Genomic DNA, 13,778 nt, shown 5'->3' with positions numbered 1-13,778 from the left:
CAAGATCTAAATCAAAGTCGTGGGGCTTCACCCCACACCCGACCAAGGAGGACTGCTCGTCCTATCCTCCTTGGATGCTCCATGACGCCCCCAACGGAGTTGAAAACCCCTTGTGCTCATCGACAAATTCGCTATCGCTTCCGAAGGATGCGTCCCTGCACCTGCGAAAGCTAGTCGGTCATCCATGACCGAACTCACGCAATTTGTCTATTCGCCCTGCGGCAACTCCGAGAGGATGGTGTATTGCTTAGACTCTGATGTTATCGGTAACTTATTAAGGCATAAAAGTTATGCCTGTCCAATATTTCCGATGGAAAAAGAAAATTATTTTGATTTTTTATATAAACACATAGATATAAAATCTGATGCGCATAGTTCAGTTTAGTCCATATTAAAAGTGGTTAATTATGCTTTAATAGCTACTAGATCTAAAATGACTCGTTTTCCTTTATCTGTAGCTATCCAATTTGAATACCGCTCTCCATCATCAGGATCAATTTGAGTACCTAACTCTATGTAACCTAATGCATAAAATTGAATTTTTATAATGTTAAAATCCTTGGGAGAAAGCCAGAAGTGTGTGGGGATATTTAAAGAATCAGCTTGCTGTATGCATAATGCTGCAATCCCTTGCATTATCTGATATTCAGCTATTGGTTCAAAAACAATCGATGTGAACGACTTTAAAATACTTAACCAGCCAATAAATTGTTTCGTAACAATTATTTCATTATCACTTAGTATAGTTACCTCTATACTTGCATCTAATCCTGCTAATCCCCCCTGACTATTAGAATTCGAAGTAAGCTCTTTAAGCTTAACTATTTGCACCTCTAATTCACTGTTCTTTTTCCGTAAAGAGTTATTTTCCTCTAACGATTCGAATGTTGATGTTTTATCCGCTCTGACCCATCCAATAGCAGGGTACATTCTAATTAAGCTTATTATCCCTAAAGCTATCATTCCAGCTAATTGATCCTTGTTTTCCCAAAAATTAACAAGTCTTCCTTTAGAAACCTTTTCTCTAAAGTTTTTCAGTTTCTCAATAGTTTCTTGACTTACCTCTGAGTTTTTCACTGGCAATATTTCTGGAGTCTTATGAAGAAAAGCAATAACTTTAATTCCATTTTCAATTGCGTGATCGTACTCTTTTTCAGTATAACTAATACCTTCATCAGTCATACTCCCATATTTACCACCTATAATTAAAAGATAGTAATCACAATCATTAATTACTGTTTTTATAAATTCAAACTGTTCTATATCCGCTGCAGGAAATAACTCCATCCCTGATGGAATACAATTCATTTTCATCAAAGTTTGAACTGCTATTTCACGTTCATTCTCTAAGTCTAGAAATGTCGAACTGACAAATACTTGATAACGTTTTTCCATATAAAATTCCTTATATTAAGACCATAAGAGAAAACTATTTCACCCATTACAATGATTAAAGTTTAACGAGCCATTGTTAAATTCTCGGGATGCATAATTGTAAATAACAGACTATCAGGTATACCAAGGGCTTAACGGGATTAAGCACTGTCATGGAGGTGACCGTTGGCGGCATGGAGGCCGCCGTCGAGCCCTCAGGGATGAGTTCATGGCGTGTCACTGGAATGACAGTGCTTAAGCACACTTTAGGATCCCCGCTCAAAGCACTGCGGGAATGACGGTGCAGTAGCTTAGCTCAAGACCTCTTCTAATGCCTTGAGGCATAAAGAGACATTCTCACGGCGGGCACCAAAGCCCATCAGACCGATGCGCCATGCTTTACCCGCAAGGGCGCCAAGGCCTGCGCCGATTTCGAGGTTGTAATCCTTCAGCAAACGAGTGCGCACAGCGGCATCATCCACACCTGCGGAGATATAAACCGTATTGAGCTGCGGTAGGCGATAATCTTCGGCAACCACAAAATTAAGCCCTAACTTTTCCAGCCCAGCACGCAGCACTAAATGCATTTCGTGATGGCGTTTCCACGCATTTTCTAAACCTTCGGCCGCCAACATACGCAGGGATTCATGCAGTGCATAAAGCGCGTTCACTGGCGCAGTGTGATGATAACTGCGTTTGCCGCCCGCGCTGGTCCAATAGGCCATCACTAGACTTTGATCGAGGAACCAACTTTGCACTGGGGTTTTGCGATTTTTCAGTTTCTCTACCGCTGCGCTCGAGAAAGACACGGGCGATAAACCTGGTACACAGGAGAGACACTTTTGACTGCCGGAATAAATGGCATCTATGCCCCACTCATCAACTCTTAACTCGACACCACCAAGGGAAGTCACGGCATCGACTATGCTCAAGCAACCATAGCTTTTGGCTAATGCGCACAAGGTTTTGGCATCGGATAAGGCACCAGTAGAGGTTTCTGCGTGCACAAAGGCTAAAAACTTGGCATCGGGATTGGCTTTCAGTGCCGCTTCAACCGCAGCAGGGTCGACAGGTGCGCCCCACTCATTGTCCACCAGCACTGCAATGGCGCCAACACGCTCGACGTTTTGGCGCATACGCTCGCCAAACACACCATTACGACAGACAATCACCTTCTCACCCGGCTCGACTAAGTTTACGAAACAGGTTTCCATGCCCGCACTACCCGGCGCGGATACTGCCATAGTCATTTCGTTTTTAGTTTGGAAGGCGTATTGGATCAGGCTCTTAAGCTCATCCATCATGCCCACAAACAGCGGATCTAAGTGGCCAATTGTCGGTCTGGACTGCGCCGCAAGCACTTCGGGATAAACATCCGACGGGCCTGGGCCCATCAAAATACGGCGAGGAGGATTAAAAGCGGTAAAACGCGGTGCTGGTAACATCATGTCTCCTTAATGCGTGCAGGTCGAAGTCTCGTTCTTATGAGCTAATACTGGTCAGCAAAGCAAGCTAACTTTTACAAGTGCATAAACGGCTAGAGTATTAAGTCTACAAAACTACCACAAAAAAGGGCGCATGTGCGCCCCTCCTTTAGCCTAAGTTGTCACAAAACTGGCTTTAATACTAATGGCCGTTATGACTGTATCTTATTGTTTACGTTAGCCGCATTTAAAAACAGCTGATAGGCAGGACTTTGGGTTTCCTCTTGATAGACAAAACCCAACTCAGTTAAAAACTGTTGGAACGGCAAGGCATCACTCGCGGGCACTTCAAACCCCGCCAGCACTCGGCCAAAAGCCGCGCCGTGGTTGCGATAATGGAACAAGCTAATGTTCCATTTGCTCTGCAAGGTAGTTAAAAACTTCAGCAGCGCACCGGGATGTTCGGGGAATTCGAAGCTAAATAAACGCTCCTCTAAAGGCTCAGGTGGATGACCGCCGACCATGTAACGCACATGCAATTTCGCGGTTTCATCGCCGGATAAATCCTGAACTTCAAAACCATTAGCCTCTAAGGTGGCAATGATTTGTTCTAGCTCACCTTGGCCTCGGCTTAAGCGAATGCCGGCAAACACCACGGCAAGATCACGACTGCTGAAACGATAGTTAAACTCTGTCATCACCCGCTTATCGAGCAACTCACAGAATGTTAAGAAACTTCCCGGACGCTCAGGGACTTTCACCGCCAGTACCGCTTCTTTTTGCTCGCCAAGCTCACAACGTTCAGACACATAACGCAGACTGTGAAAATTCACATTAGCGCCACTTAAAATCGCTGCGACCTTTTCACCATTGCCGCAATCACCATTGGCATTAGCGCTGACATATTTTTTAAGCCCAGCTAAGGACAAGGCCCCTGCGGGTTCGGCGATCGCACGGGTGTCTTCGAAGATATCTTTCACCGCAGCGCAGATTTCATCCGAAGTGACAGTCACTACTTCATCGACATAGAGTTTGGCGACTCGAAATGGCTCAGTGCCGATACGCTTTACCGCCACACCGTCGGCAAATAAACCAACTTGCGCCAGTGTCACCGGCTCGCCCGCTTCCATCGCCGCCTTTAAACAGGCCGCGTCTTCGGGCTCGACACCGACAATTTTCACCTGCGGCATCACCGCCTTGTAATAGGCTGCGATCCCCGCGATAAGCCCGCCACCGCCTACGGGTACAAATACCACTTCGAGATCGCGCTGCTGCTGCAACATCTCTTGGGCGATAGTGCCTTGGCCTGCAATCACGGCCTCATCGTCGAAGGGCGCAATATAGACTCGGCCCTCTTCTTTGGCCATCGCCATCGCAAAACCATTGGCTTGATCGAAGGCTTGGCCGTGCAATACCACGTTGCCACCTAAACGGCGCACCGCATCGACTTTAATATCGGGTGTCGTCTCAGGCATCACAATCACAGCATCCACACCGCGACTCGCGGCCGACATCGCCACACCTTGGGCATGATTGCCTGCCGAAGCGCACACCACGCCGCGCTGACATTCTTCTTTCGTCAGCTGGGCGATACGGTTATAGGCACCGCGTAACTTGAAGGAATGCACTGGCTGCATATCTTCGCGCTTCAAAAATACCTGACAACCTAAACGCGCCGATAACTTGTTCATGCTGGAAAGCGGCGTCACTTTCGCTATGTCATACACAGATGACAACAGGATTTTTTGCAGATAGCTTTGTGCCAACTGAAAATGGACTAAATCCGCCTGAGTTTGCGATGAGAGTGGCAACATAGATGCAGTAAACATAATTAGTCCTCCAGTTTACTGCGATCGCGCACCGCGCCCTTGTCGGCACTAGTAGCGAGCATGGCGTAGGCCTTAAGTGCGAGTGACACATAACGCTGGCGACCAATAGGTTTCCACGCCATTGGGCCAAGACTGTGCATTTTTTCGCGGCGAGCATTGAGTTCAACATCGCTTACTGCCAGCTTGATGCTGCGCGCTGGAATATCAATTTCGATGCGATCGCCATTTTCAATCAAGGCGATCGTGCCGCCCGCTGCCGCTTCGGGTGAAACGTGGCCGATAGATAAACCTGAAGTGCCACCGGAGAAACGACCGTCGGTGATCAGCGCACAGGCCTTGCCTAAACCGCGTGATTTTAAGTAACTGGTTGGGTACAACATTTCTTGCATACCCGGGCCACCTTTCGGGCCTTCGTAGCGGATAACCACCACATCACCCGCCACCACTTCACCGCCTAAAATGCCCGCCACTGCGTCATCTTGGCTTTCATAGACGCGCGCCGAGCCAACAAAGGTCAGATTCGATTCATCCACGCCCGCCGTTTTAACGATACAGCCGTTTTCGGCCACATTACCCGACAATACGGCAAGCCCACCTTCTTGGCTAAAGGCAAACTCGCGGCTACGGATACAACCTTCTTGTCTGTCGTTATCCAGTGATGGCCAGCGACAATCTTGGCTAAAGGCTTTGGTGGTCGGAATGCCCGCAGGCCCCGCCATAAAGAAGTGTTTTACTTTTTCATCCTGCGTCTGCATCACATCGTACTGGGCCAATACCGACTTTAAATTGCCACCCTCATCGGCCGCCACATGGAACACATCGGTATGCAGTAATCCGGCTCTGTCGAGTTCGCCTAAAATCCCCATCACGCCGCCCGCACGGTGCACGTCTTCCATATGGTATTTAGGCGTCGATGGCGCAACCTTACAAAGGTGCGGCACTAGGCGCGACATACGGTCGATATCCGCCATGGTAAAATCAACATCGGCCTCCTGCGCGGCGGCCAATAAATGCAATACGGTATTAGATGAACCGCCCATGGCGATATCTAAGGTCATAGCATTTTCGAAGGCTTTGAAGTTCGCGATATTACGTGGCAATGCCGATTCATCATCTTGATGATAATAACGTTTTGCCAGCGCCATCACGCGGCGACCCGCTTCTAAAAACAGCTCGCGGCGATCGGCGTGGGTTGCCAGCATAGAGCCGTTACCCGGCAGCGATAATCCTAGAGCTTCGGTTAAACAGTTCATTGAGTTCGCGGTAAACATGCCAGAGCAAGAGCCACAGGTTGGGCACGCGCTACGCTCAATTTTGGCACTGTCTTCATCGCTCACGTTCGAGTCGGCGCCGGCTACCATAGCATCGACTAAATCGAGTTTGATGAGCTTATCAGACAGCTTAGTTTTACCCGCTTCCATCGGTCCGCCAGAGACAAATACGACGGGAATATTGAGGCGCAGCGCTGCCATCAACATGCCGGGGGTGATCTTGTCGCAGTTGGATATACACACTAACGCATCGGCGCAGTGGGCGTTAACCATGTATTCCACACTGTCGGCGATAAGTTCACGCGATGGCAGACTGTAAAGCATGCCGCCGTGGCCCATGGCGATACCGTCATCGACGGCGATCGTATTGAATTCTTTGGCGATACCGCCCGCTTCTTCAATGGCGCTCGCGACGAGTGAACCCATATCTTTTAAATGCACATGGCCCGGTACAAACTGAGTAAAGGAGTTAGCAATAGCGATAATTGGCTTACCAAAATCATTGTCTTTCACCCCTGTGGCGCGCCATAACGCACGGGCACCCGCCATATTGCGGCCTTCGGTACTGGTAGCTGATCGTAACTTTGGCATTGACTGTATCCTTTATCTCAAATCGAAAATCGTATTCTTAATTCACATGGCGAATGCTTACGCATTCGCCGTTTGTTGCAAGCTCAGTGGTAACAATACCTTACATTGAGTCACATCAATCAGTTTATTCAGCTGATTACTTAAGAGCTCGATGGCACGCTCGCTATCGACCTCCATATCCAGCGACAGGCTCGCATCGTCGTTCATGCGCATCTGCATTTGGGTAATCGTAAAGCCACGATGGCGAGTCACGCGCAAAACACGCTCAAGCACTTCGGGGCGTTGTTGAACCGTTAATTCCAGAGAGTGGATCATGTTTGTTTCTCCATTTCGTCCATCATATCGCTGTTTGATGCGCCGGGCGGCACCAGTGGCCAAACGTTAAAAGCATCGTCGATTGCAACGTGTAATAAATACGGGCCCTTAGCCGCTAACATTTCGGTTAAGGCTTCTTCCACTTCGTCGGAAGAGAAAATCGTGCGGCCGGGGATATCAAAGGCGGAGGCCAATAAAACAAAATCTGGGTTATCGGATAAATCCGTTTCGCTGTAGCGTTCTTCAAAAAATAGCTGCTGCCACTGCTTCACCATTCCAAGCTTTTGGTTATCAACCAGCACGATTTTCACTGGCAGCTTGCGGCGTTTGATAGTGGTCAACTCCTGCACATTCATCATAAAAGACCCATCGCCAGACACAGTCACTACAGTGGCATCTGGACGCGCCACTTGCGCACCAATGGCGGCGGGCAAACCAAAGCCCATAGTGCCTAAGCCAGCACTGGACAGATGATCTTCAGGGCGGCGGAACCACATATGCTGGGCCACCCACATTTGGTGCTGGCCCACATCGCAACAAACAACATTGTCTTCGGGTAATTTATTGGCTAAACGGCGCAGCAGTGCGGGGGCGTAGATCAAACTGCCGGGGTGTTGATAATCCCATTGATGCTTACGGGATAAATGCTCCACCTCGGTCTGCCAAGGCGTGATGTTCATCGGCATGGCTAAGGCGGGTAAGATTTGGCGTAAGTCACCGGCTATCGCCACCTCTGGCATACGCAGTTTGCCCAGTTCGGCGGCGTCGATATCTAAATGGATCACTTTGGCCTTGTCGGCAAAGCTCGCTAAACGGCCAGTGACTCGGTCGTCGAAACGGGCACCCACCACGATCAGCAAATCGCAATCCTGTACCGCTAAATTAGCCGCCTTACCACCATGCATGCCTAACATGCCTAAGTAACCGGGCGTGCCGTGGGCGATACTGCCTAGCCCTTTCAAGGTCGCGACCGAAGGTATGCCCGTCACTTTGATAAACTCACGCAGTTGATCGACCGCGCCCGCCATGCCGACACCACCGCCGACATACAACATAGGTTGTTTCGCCTCAGCCAACAGTGCACGGGCGGCGTCGATATCATTCATCTCGGCTTGGGGTTCATTCATCACGGCCAGTAAAGGGGTGCGGTATTCTAGATGAGCGATTTGAATGTCCTTCGGGATATCGACCAGCACAGGGCCAGGGCGACCAGATGCGGCGATCTCAAAAGCTTGATACAAGGTTGGGATCAGGTCGTTGACGTCTGTCACCATAAAACTGTGCTTAGTGCAGCTCAGTGACATGCCCAACACATCGATTTCTTGGAAGGCATCGGTGCCGATAACGGCGGTGGAGACTTGGCCCGTAATGGCCACCATAGGCACTGAATCTAACAGCGCGTCGGCTAAGGAAGTGATCAGGTTAGTCGCGCCAGGACCTGAGGTCGCAAAGCACACGCCAGTTTTACCGCTGGCTCTTGCGTATCCTACGGCGGCAAAGGCGGCGCCTTGTTCGTGACGGCTGAGCAGATGTTCGACAGGGCTGCCATAGAGGGCATCGTAGATTGGCATAATGGCACCACCTGGGTAACCAAACACTGTGGTGACTCCATGTGCTGCTAACACTTTGATTACCGCATCTGCGCCTCTGATCATCTGCCCTGGTTCCATATTCTCTCTCGCTACGTTAGTCCTGAATTGCCGAAAATCGACGCTAATTTTTTACTCTTTCGAAGCTTAGGACCTTGCTCTAGACCCTAAAACGAAGAACCCCCCGGTCCTTTCGGAGCGGGGGGTTCTTTCGAAACTTCTAACCTTTTAGGTCTATCAGTTCGCCATGCGCCGCCCCCGCTGTGATTTAATAATCACGACGGTAATAATCACGAGAATGAGCTTGGCAGCTTGGTTAAACATCAATATGGATTCCTAATCGGTGTTTCTAAAATTGGGGTATTGCATGAAAGTTAGTTTCGCTTTGGACTTTGCCCTACCGCGAGCTATTAGCTTTACCATAAAGCGACAGCCAAACACAATAAAAAATATCTCTTGTCAAAAAAAATTCAGCTTCCCTGCCGAGACAATGCAAAACAACAAAGTAAAACGTTAACTGTTGAGCCTCAGTCGGCGCGATGCGCCTACCGCTGGATTCATTCACTGAACGCCCATTCACCATCGAACGCTCACCGAAGATTCACTCACTAACAATGTCGTTTTTGCCCGCTCGACAACCCACTGAACAGGAAAAAATTTGGTTTCCACTAAACTGATTTATCACTAAGCAAGCTCAAGATGCGCGTTTCACCATCATGAGATTGCTTGGGAACTGAGCTGAGACCTAAGTCCTTTAAGTCTCAACCCTCTCCCCCAATGTTGGGTTTAATTTAAGCTCAACTAAATCTCAGCTAAAACTCAATTAGGCCTCAACAATGCTCTTCATATCTGTCATGTAACCGCGAAGCTCAGCACCAACATATTCCACTGCCGTTTCACGAATCGCTTCGTTAACTGCGATGAGCGTTAAGTTGTCGACACCGGTTGCGCTGTCTTTCAGGCCAGCACCTAAATACTCAGGTGACATGGCATTAACGTAATCGCGCAGCATAGGCACGGCGGCGTGATTGAACAGGTAGCAACCGTATTCGGCGGTATCTGAAATCACTACGTTCATTTCGTACAAACGCTTACGGGCAATCGTGTTGGCGATCAGTGGAGTTTCATGCAGTGACTCGTAATAGGCCGACTCTTCCACGATACCCGCAGACACCATGGTATCGAACGCCAGTTCCACACCCGCTTTGATCATAGCGACAAGGAAAATACCTTTGTCGAAATAGGTTTGTTCGTCGATATGCTCGCTCGATACAGGCGCATTTTCGAAACCTGTTTCGCCAGTTTCCGCTCTCCAACGCAGCAAGTTCGCATCATCGTTCGCCCAGTCTTCCATCATAGTGCGGGAGAATTCGCCGCTGATGATGTCATCCATGTGCTTTTCAAATAATGGTTGCAGAATTTCTTTTAAATCTTCTGCAATTTCAAATGCTTTAATCTTGGCTGGATTAGACAAACGGTCCATCATGTTAGTGATGCCGCCGTGTTTCAGCGCTTCAGTAACCGTTTCCCAACCTTGCTGGATAAGCTTGGCCGCATAGCCTGGCTCAACGCCATCGGCGATCATTTTCTCGTAACCTAAGATGGCGCCCGTCTGCAGCATACCGCACAGAATGGTCTGCTCGCCCATTAGATCCGACTTCACTTCGGCGATGAAAGACGACAGTAAAACACCGGCTCTGTCGCCACCCGTTGCGCTGGCGTAGGCTTTCGCAATCTCTAAGCCGTCACCGTTTGGATCGTTTTCTGGGTGAACTGCGATAAGGGTAGGCACACCAAAACCACGTTTGTATTCTTCACGCACTTCAGTGCCTGGGCACTTAGGCGCAACCATCACTACAGTGATATCGGGACGAACTTGCATGCCCTCTTCAACTATGTTGAAGCCATGTGAGTAAGACAAGGTAGAGCCTTGCTTCATCAGTGGCATAACCGCGTTAACCACGTTGGAATGCTGTTTGTCCGGCGTCAGGTTAAGCACCAGATCCGCCGCAGGGATTAATTCTTCAAAGGTACCGACACAAAAACCGTTATCGGTTGCTTTTTGCCATGAGGCACGTTTCTGTTCAATCGCTTCAGGACGCAGGGCAAAAGAGATATTCAGACCCGAATCACGCATGTTCAAGCCTTGGTTAAGACCTTGAGCACCACAACCTAAAATAACAATATTCCAATCTTTTATGTAGTTACAGCCGTCGCTAAACTCAGAGCGATCCATAAAACGACATTGGCCAAGCTGTGCTAATTGTTGACGTAAATTCAGAGAGTTAAAATAGTTAGCCATCTGATATACCACCTATAAGTCAGAAATTTTGGACGCAACCAAACTAACATAATGTTACGGCTTGGTTGTGATTGAAATCACTATAACCCATGCTTATCATTGCTTAAAATGATATATTCGAAACTTAATATTGCATTATTCGCAACGTCAACGGCAATCATGGATTCATAACACTGACAGTAATATCGGCACCAATATGCAGCACCCAATCACGCCGTCACTCAAGCTAGGCTTAAGTTCAAACTAAACAGGATAAGATCATGGATATTCGTACCCTCAAATTGTACTTGCACTTATGTGACAGTTTGCACTTCGCCAAAACGGCGGAGCAGATGCATGTGAGCCCATCGACCTTAAGCCGAGCCCTGCAAAGATTGGAAGAGGAAGTGAACGCTAAGCTGTTAGAGCGGGATAATCGCAGTGTGACCTTAACCCACGCGGGACGCGAGTTTAAGCTGTTTGCCGAGCAGACTTTGAACCATTGGAGCACGCTCAAGCACAGTATCGATCTCAAGCAGGACGTACTGCGCGGTCGGTTAAATCTGTATTGCTCGGTCACTGCTGCCTACAGTCATTTACCGGGTTTATTGGATTTATTCCGCCAAGAACATCCCTTCGTCGAGATAGCCTTAACCACGGGAGATGCGGCGAACGCCCTGGCCGAAGTACAACAGAATCGCGCCGACATCGCCATCGCCGCCCTGCCCGATCCGTTTCCGAGCAGCTTGCACTTTGCCAAAATCGACGATGTACCGCTGTCGATTATCGCGCCGACTATCCGCTGCGCGGTGCAGCAGCAAATTAGCCAAACGCCCATAGATTGGTCGAGTGTGCCCTTTATCATTCCCGACCACGGGCCCGGACGTCGCCGCGCCGATAACTGGTTCAAACAAATGGGCATCAGCCCTAATATTTACGCCCAAGTCTCGGGCCAAGAAGCGATCGCCTCAATGGTGGCGTTGGGCTGCGGCGTGAGCATGAGCCCAGAAGTGGTGATCAATAACAGCCCAGTGCGGGATCGCATTCAGTTACTCGCTTCTCCCGTTGTAATACCGCCCTTCGAGTTAGGTTGCTGCTGCAAAGTAAAGCGGCTCGACGATCCCATAGTCAATGCGTTTTTGGATGTGATTTAAACATCCGGCGAGTTGAGCTTATCGATAGGATCGATACGGGTCACCAACAACTGATCGACCTTGTAAGAATCGATATCGACCACCTCAAATTTATAGCCCGCATAGTTGACGAAATCGGTACGCTTAGGGATTTTACGCAGCATATACATCATAAAACCGGCAATGGTTTCGTAGTTTTGATTATGCGGGAATTCTTCGATGCCGAAGGCGCGCATCACGTCGGTAATCGGTGTTACCCCATCGACTAACCAAGAGTTACCATCGCGGGCGATAATCTGCTCTTCGCTCTCGTGCAATGACCAAGCCCCCATCACGGCGCGTTGTAAATCGTTGGTCGTGACAATACCCACCACTAAGGCATATTCGTTCATTACTACGGCAAAATCGGCGCGGCTATTCTTAAAATATTCCATCGCCTCTGACAGGCTCAAAGTATCGGGAATAATCAGCGAAGTGTGGACTAAATTACTGCCTTTTAAGGTAATATTCTCACCGTTAATCACTCGGATCAGCAGCTCTTTTGCATCCACAAAGCCTTTGATCATATCTAACTGACCATCGCAGACGAGGAACTTAGTGTGGGGATCTTCAGAAATCTTACGCTTGATATCTTCTTCGCTATCTTGCAGTAAAAAGTACACTAAGCTTTCACGGGCCGTCATGGCAGAGGTTACAGAAACAGTTTGCATTTCAAACACATTTTCCATCATCTGTTGTTCACCGCGATCTAAAACTCCAGCTTCGGCGCCTGCATTCATCACGGCATAAATGTCGTCGGAGGTGATAGCATCGTTACGCACGGTTGGGATTTGCAGCAGTTTAAAGATGCCGCTCGCCATGCCATTGAAAAACCATACTAATGGACGCAATAGCACAATACAGAAAGACATAGGCCCAACAACGGCTAATGCAACTGGCTCAGGCATCGCCATGGCAATGCGTTTTGGCATCAAATCCGCCACCAGAATAAAGGCACTGGTGACGACAACAAAGGACAAAATAAAGCTCAGTTGGCTCAACCAAGGATCGGTCAGCAAAGGCGATAGTAATTCATAGAAATAAGGTCGAAATGCCGACTCACCGACGATACCGCCCATGATAGCAACGGCATTAAGCCCGATTTGTACCACAGTAAAAAAGCTGCCGGGAACGGCTTGTAACTGCAACACTTTTTCTGCGCGGGCATCGCCCTCATCGGCCAATTGACGTAAACGGATTTTACGTGAAGCGGCAAGTGCAATTTCTGACATAGAGAAGAAACAACTCGCGCCGATTAGGCACAATATAATCATCACGTTATCAAAGAGACTCATGTAACACCTTTCATTTAACACTGGACTAACTAGGACCAACCCGCGCTTTATGGCTCGCGAGTCAGCTGAATTCATTTAATTGGGGCACAGTTTGCTAGGGGTTATCCAGCCTACAAACCGTTCAAACGGCTGCGCCAGCTCCTTGCTACCCTAAGATAAAAAGCACTTACATTGCCGTTTTAGGCTGCTCTGAGTATATCTGCAAATTCACGGCTTAGGCGCGACTCGACATCATAAAGACATCTCAGTGCGGTGGCTTTGATATTGAGCTGCTAGAACGTACATTTAAGCCAATGGAATTGACTAGGCAGTCGTGGCTTTTGCTTAGTTGCGTTACGAGAAATACGTCCAGAATGGCAGCATGGATGTCACTCAGAGTGCATCGGTAAATCGACTATGGGCGACAGATTATATCTCATTTGCCGCCTAATATTACCTCACCTTGAGTAATTTTTATCTTAACGATGGATCTACAGCACAGTTTCATGCAAATGTTATCAATTAGTTAGCATGATTGAATGCGGTCTGTGACATAAAGAGGCTCAGCTGATTTAGCCTAAATATCGCCGGATGGCTAAATGACGGACGCTGATGACCTAAACATTACTTAAGCATGGAGATAGGACAATTTGAGGCT

10 protein-coding genes are annotated in these 13,778 nt (G+C 48.5%); 2 read left to right on the top strand and 8 right to left on the bottom strand.

What is annotated here, in order from left to right:
* Window positions 1-405 precede the first annotated feature (405 nt).
* Complete coding sequence (locus Q4Q46_RS13910) at window positions 406-1,395, bottom strand: DUF4062 domain-containing protein (protein WP_311906249.1); 990 nt, start codon at window positions 1,393-1,395, stop codon at window positions 406-408.
* Window positions 1,396-1,547: 152 nt separating this feature from the next.
* Here Q4Q46_RS13910 and Q4Q46_RS13905 point away from each other — a divergent pair, with 152 nt between their 5' ends.
* On the top strand, window positions 1,548-1,673 hold the full coding sequence (locus Q4Q46_RS13905; protein WP_311906248.1) for a hypothetical protein: 126 nt from the start codon (window positions 1,548-1,550) through the stop codon (window positions 1,671-1,673).
* 12 nt (window positions 1,674-1,685) lie between these two features.
* Here Q4Q46_RS13905 and Q4Q46_RS13900 read toward each other — a convergent pair whose 3' ends face one another.
* The 6 genes from Q4Q46_RS13900 to ilvC form a co-directional block, all read right to left on the bottom strand.
* Entirely contained in the window at window positions 1,686-2,819 is a 1,134-nt protein-coding gene (locus Q4Q46_RS13900; RefSeq protein WP_311906260.1) for a pyridoxal-phosphate-dependent aminotransferase family protein, read from the bottom strand.
* Between the two features lie 191 nt (window positions 2,820-3,010).
* Window positions 3,011-4,612: a threonine ammonia-lyase, biosynthetic gene (gene ilvA, locus Q4Q46_RS13895; RefSeq protein WP_311906259.1), complete on the bottom strand. Its 1,602-nt coding sequence runs from the start codon at window positions 4,610-4,612 to the stop codon at window positions 3,011-3,013.
* Window positions 4,613-4,629: 17 nt separating this feature from the next.
* Complete coding sequence (gene ilvD / locus Q4Q46_RS13890; protein ID WP_311906247.1) at window positions 4,630-6,489, bottom strand: dihydroxy-acid dehydratase; 1,860 nt, start codon at window positions 6,487-6,489, stop codon at window positions 4,630-4,632.
* Between the two features lie 57 nt (window positions 6,490-6,546).
* The gene (gene ilvM, locus Q4Q46_RS13885; protein ID WP_006083459.1) at window positions 6,547-6,804 is read right to left on the bottom strand and encodes an acetolactate synthase 2 small subunit; all 258 of its coding nucleotides are present in this window, start codon (window positions 6,802-6,804) and stop codon (window positions 6,547-6,549) included.
* Window positions 6,801-8,474 (bottom strand): acetolactate synthase 2 catalytic subunit, encoded by a 1,674-nt coding sequence (gene ilvG, locus Q4Q46_RS13880; protein WP_311906246.1) that lies wholly within the window; start codon window positions 8,472-8,474, stop codon window positions 6,801-6,803. The genes ilvM and ilvG overlap by 4 nt, the downstream gene beginning before the upstream one ends.
* Window positions 8,475-9,216: 742 nt before the next feature.
* Complete coding sequence (gene ilvC, locus Q4Q46_RS13875) at window positions 9,217-10,695, bottom strand: ketol-acid reductoisomerase (RefSeq protein WP_311906245.1); 1,479 nt, start codon at window positions 10,693-10,695, stop codon at window positions 9,217-9,219.
* Window positions 10,696-10,955: 260 nt separating this feature from the next.
* Here ilvC and ilvY point away from each other — a divergent pair, with 260 nt between their 5' ends.
* Window positions 10,956-11,828 (top strand): HTH-type transcriptional activator IlvY, encoded by an 873-nt coding sequence (ilvY, locus tag Q4Q46_RS13870; RefSeq protein WP_311906244.1) that lies wholly within the window; start codon window positions 10,956-10,958, stop codon window positions 11,826-11,828.
* Here the strand turns inward: ilvY and paeA are convergent.
* Window positions 11,825-13,141: a polyamine export protein PaeA gene (gene paeA, locus Q4Q46_RS13865; protein WP_107946304.1), complete on the bottom strand. Its 1,317-nt coding sequence runs from the start codon at window positions 13,139-13,141 to the stop codon at window positions 11,825-11,827. The two genes, ilvY and paeA, sit on opposite strands and share 4 nt — an antisense overlap.
* Window positions 13,142-13,778: the final 637 nt, after the last annotated feature.

It is taken from the genome of Shewanella vaxholmensis (genome assembly GCF_031932135.1).
GTDB classification, from domain to species: domain Bacteria; phylum Pseudomonadota; class Gammaproteobacteria; order Enterobacterales; family Shewanellaceae; genus Shewanella; species Shewanella hafniensis.
Note: the sequence above shows the minus strand (reverse complement) of the source record. Positions and strands in the feature narration are given on the sequence as shown.

Excerpts from the sequence above, each read along its gene's own strand:
- Q4Q46_RS13910 (WP_311906249.1), bottom strand. The coding sequence starts at position 1,395 with ATGGAAAAACGTTATCAAGTATTTGTCAGTTCGACATTTCTAGACTTA.
- Q4Q46_RS13905 (WP_311906248.1), top strand. The coding sequence starts at position 1,548 with ATGGAGGTGACCGTTGGCGGCATGGAGGCCGCCGTCGAGCCCTCAGGG.
- Q4Q46_RS13900 (WP_311906260.1), bottom strand. The coding sequence starts at position 2,819 with ATGTTACCAGCACCGCGTTTTACCGCTTTTAATCCTCCTCGCCGTATT.
- ilvA (WP_311906259.1), bottom strand. The coding sequence starts at position 4,612 with ATGTTGCCACTCTCATCGCAAACTCAGGCGGATTTAGTCCATTTTCAG.
- ilvD (WP_311906247.1), bottom strand. The coding sequence starts at position 6,489 with ATGCCAAAGTTACGATCAGCTACCAGTACCGAAGGCCGCAATATGGCG.
- ilvM (WP_006083459.1), bottom strand. The coding sequence starts at position 6,804 with ATGATCCACTCTCTGGAATTAACGGTTCAACAACGCCCCGAAGTGCTT.
- ilvG (WP_311906246.1), bottom strand. The coding sequence starts at position 8,474 with ATGGAACCAGGGCAGATGATCAGAGGCGCAGATGCGGTAATCAAAGTG.
- ilvC (WP_311906245.1), bottom strand. The coding sequence starts at position 10,695 with ATGGCTAACTATTTTAACTCTCTGAATTTACGTCAACAATTAGCACAG.
- ilvY (WP_311906244.1), top strand. The coding sequence starts at position 10,956 with ATGGATATTCGTACCCTCAAATTGTACTTGCACTTATGTGACAGTTTG.
- paeA (WP_107946304.1), bottom strand. The coding sequence starts at position 13,141 with ATGAGTCTCTTTGATAACGTGATGATTATATTGTGCCTAATCGGCGCG.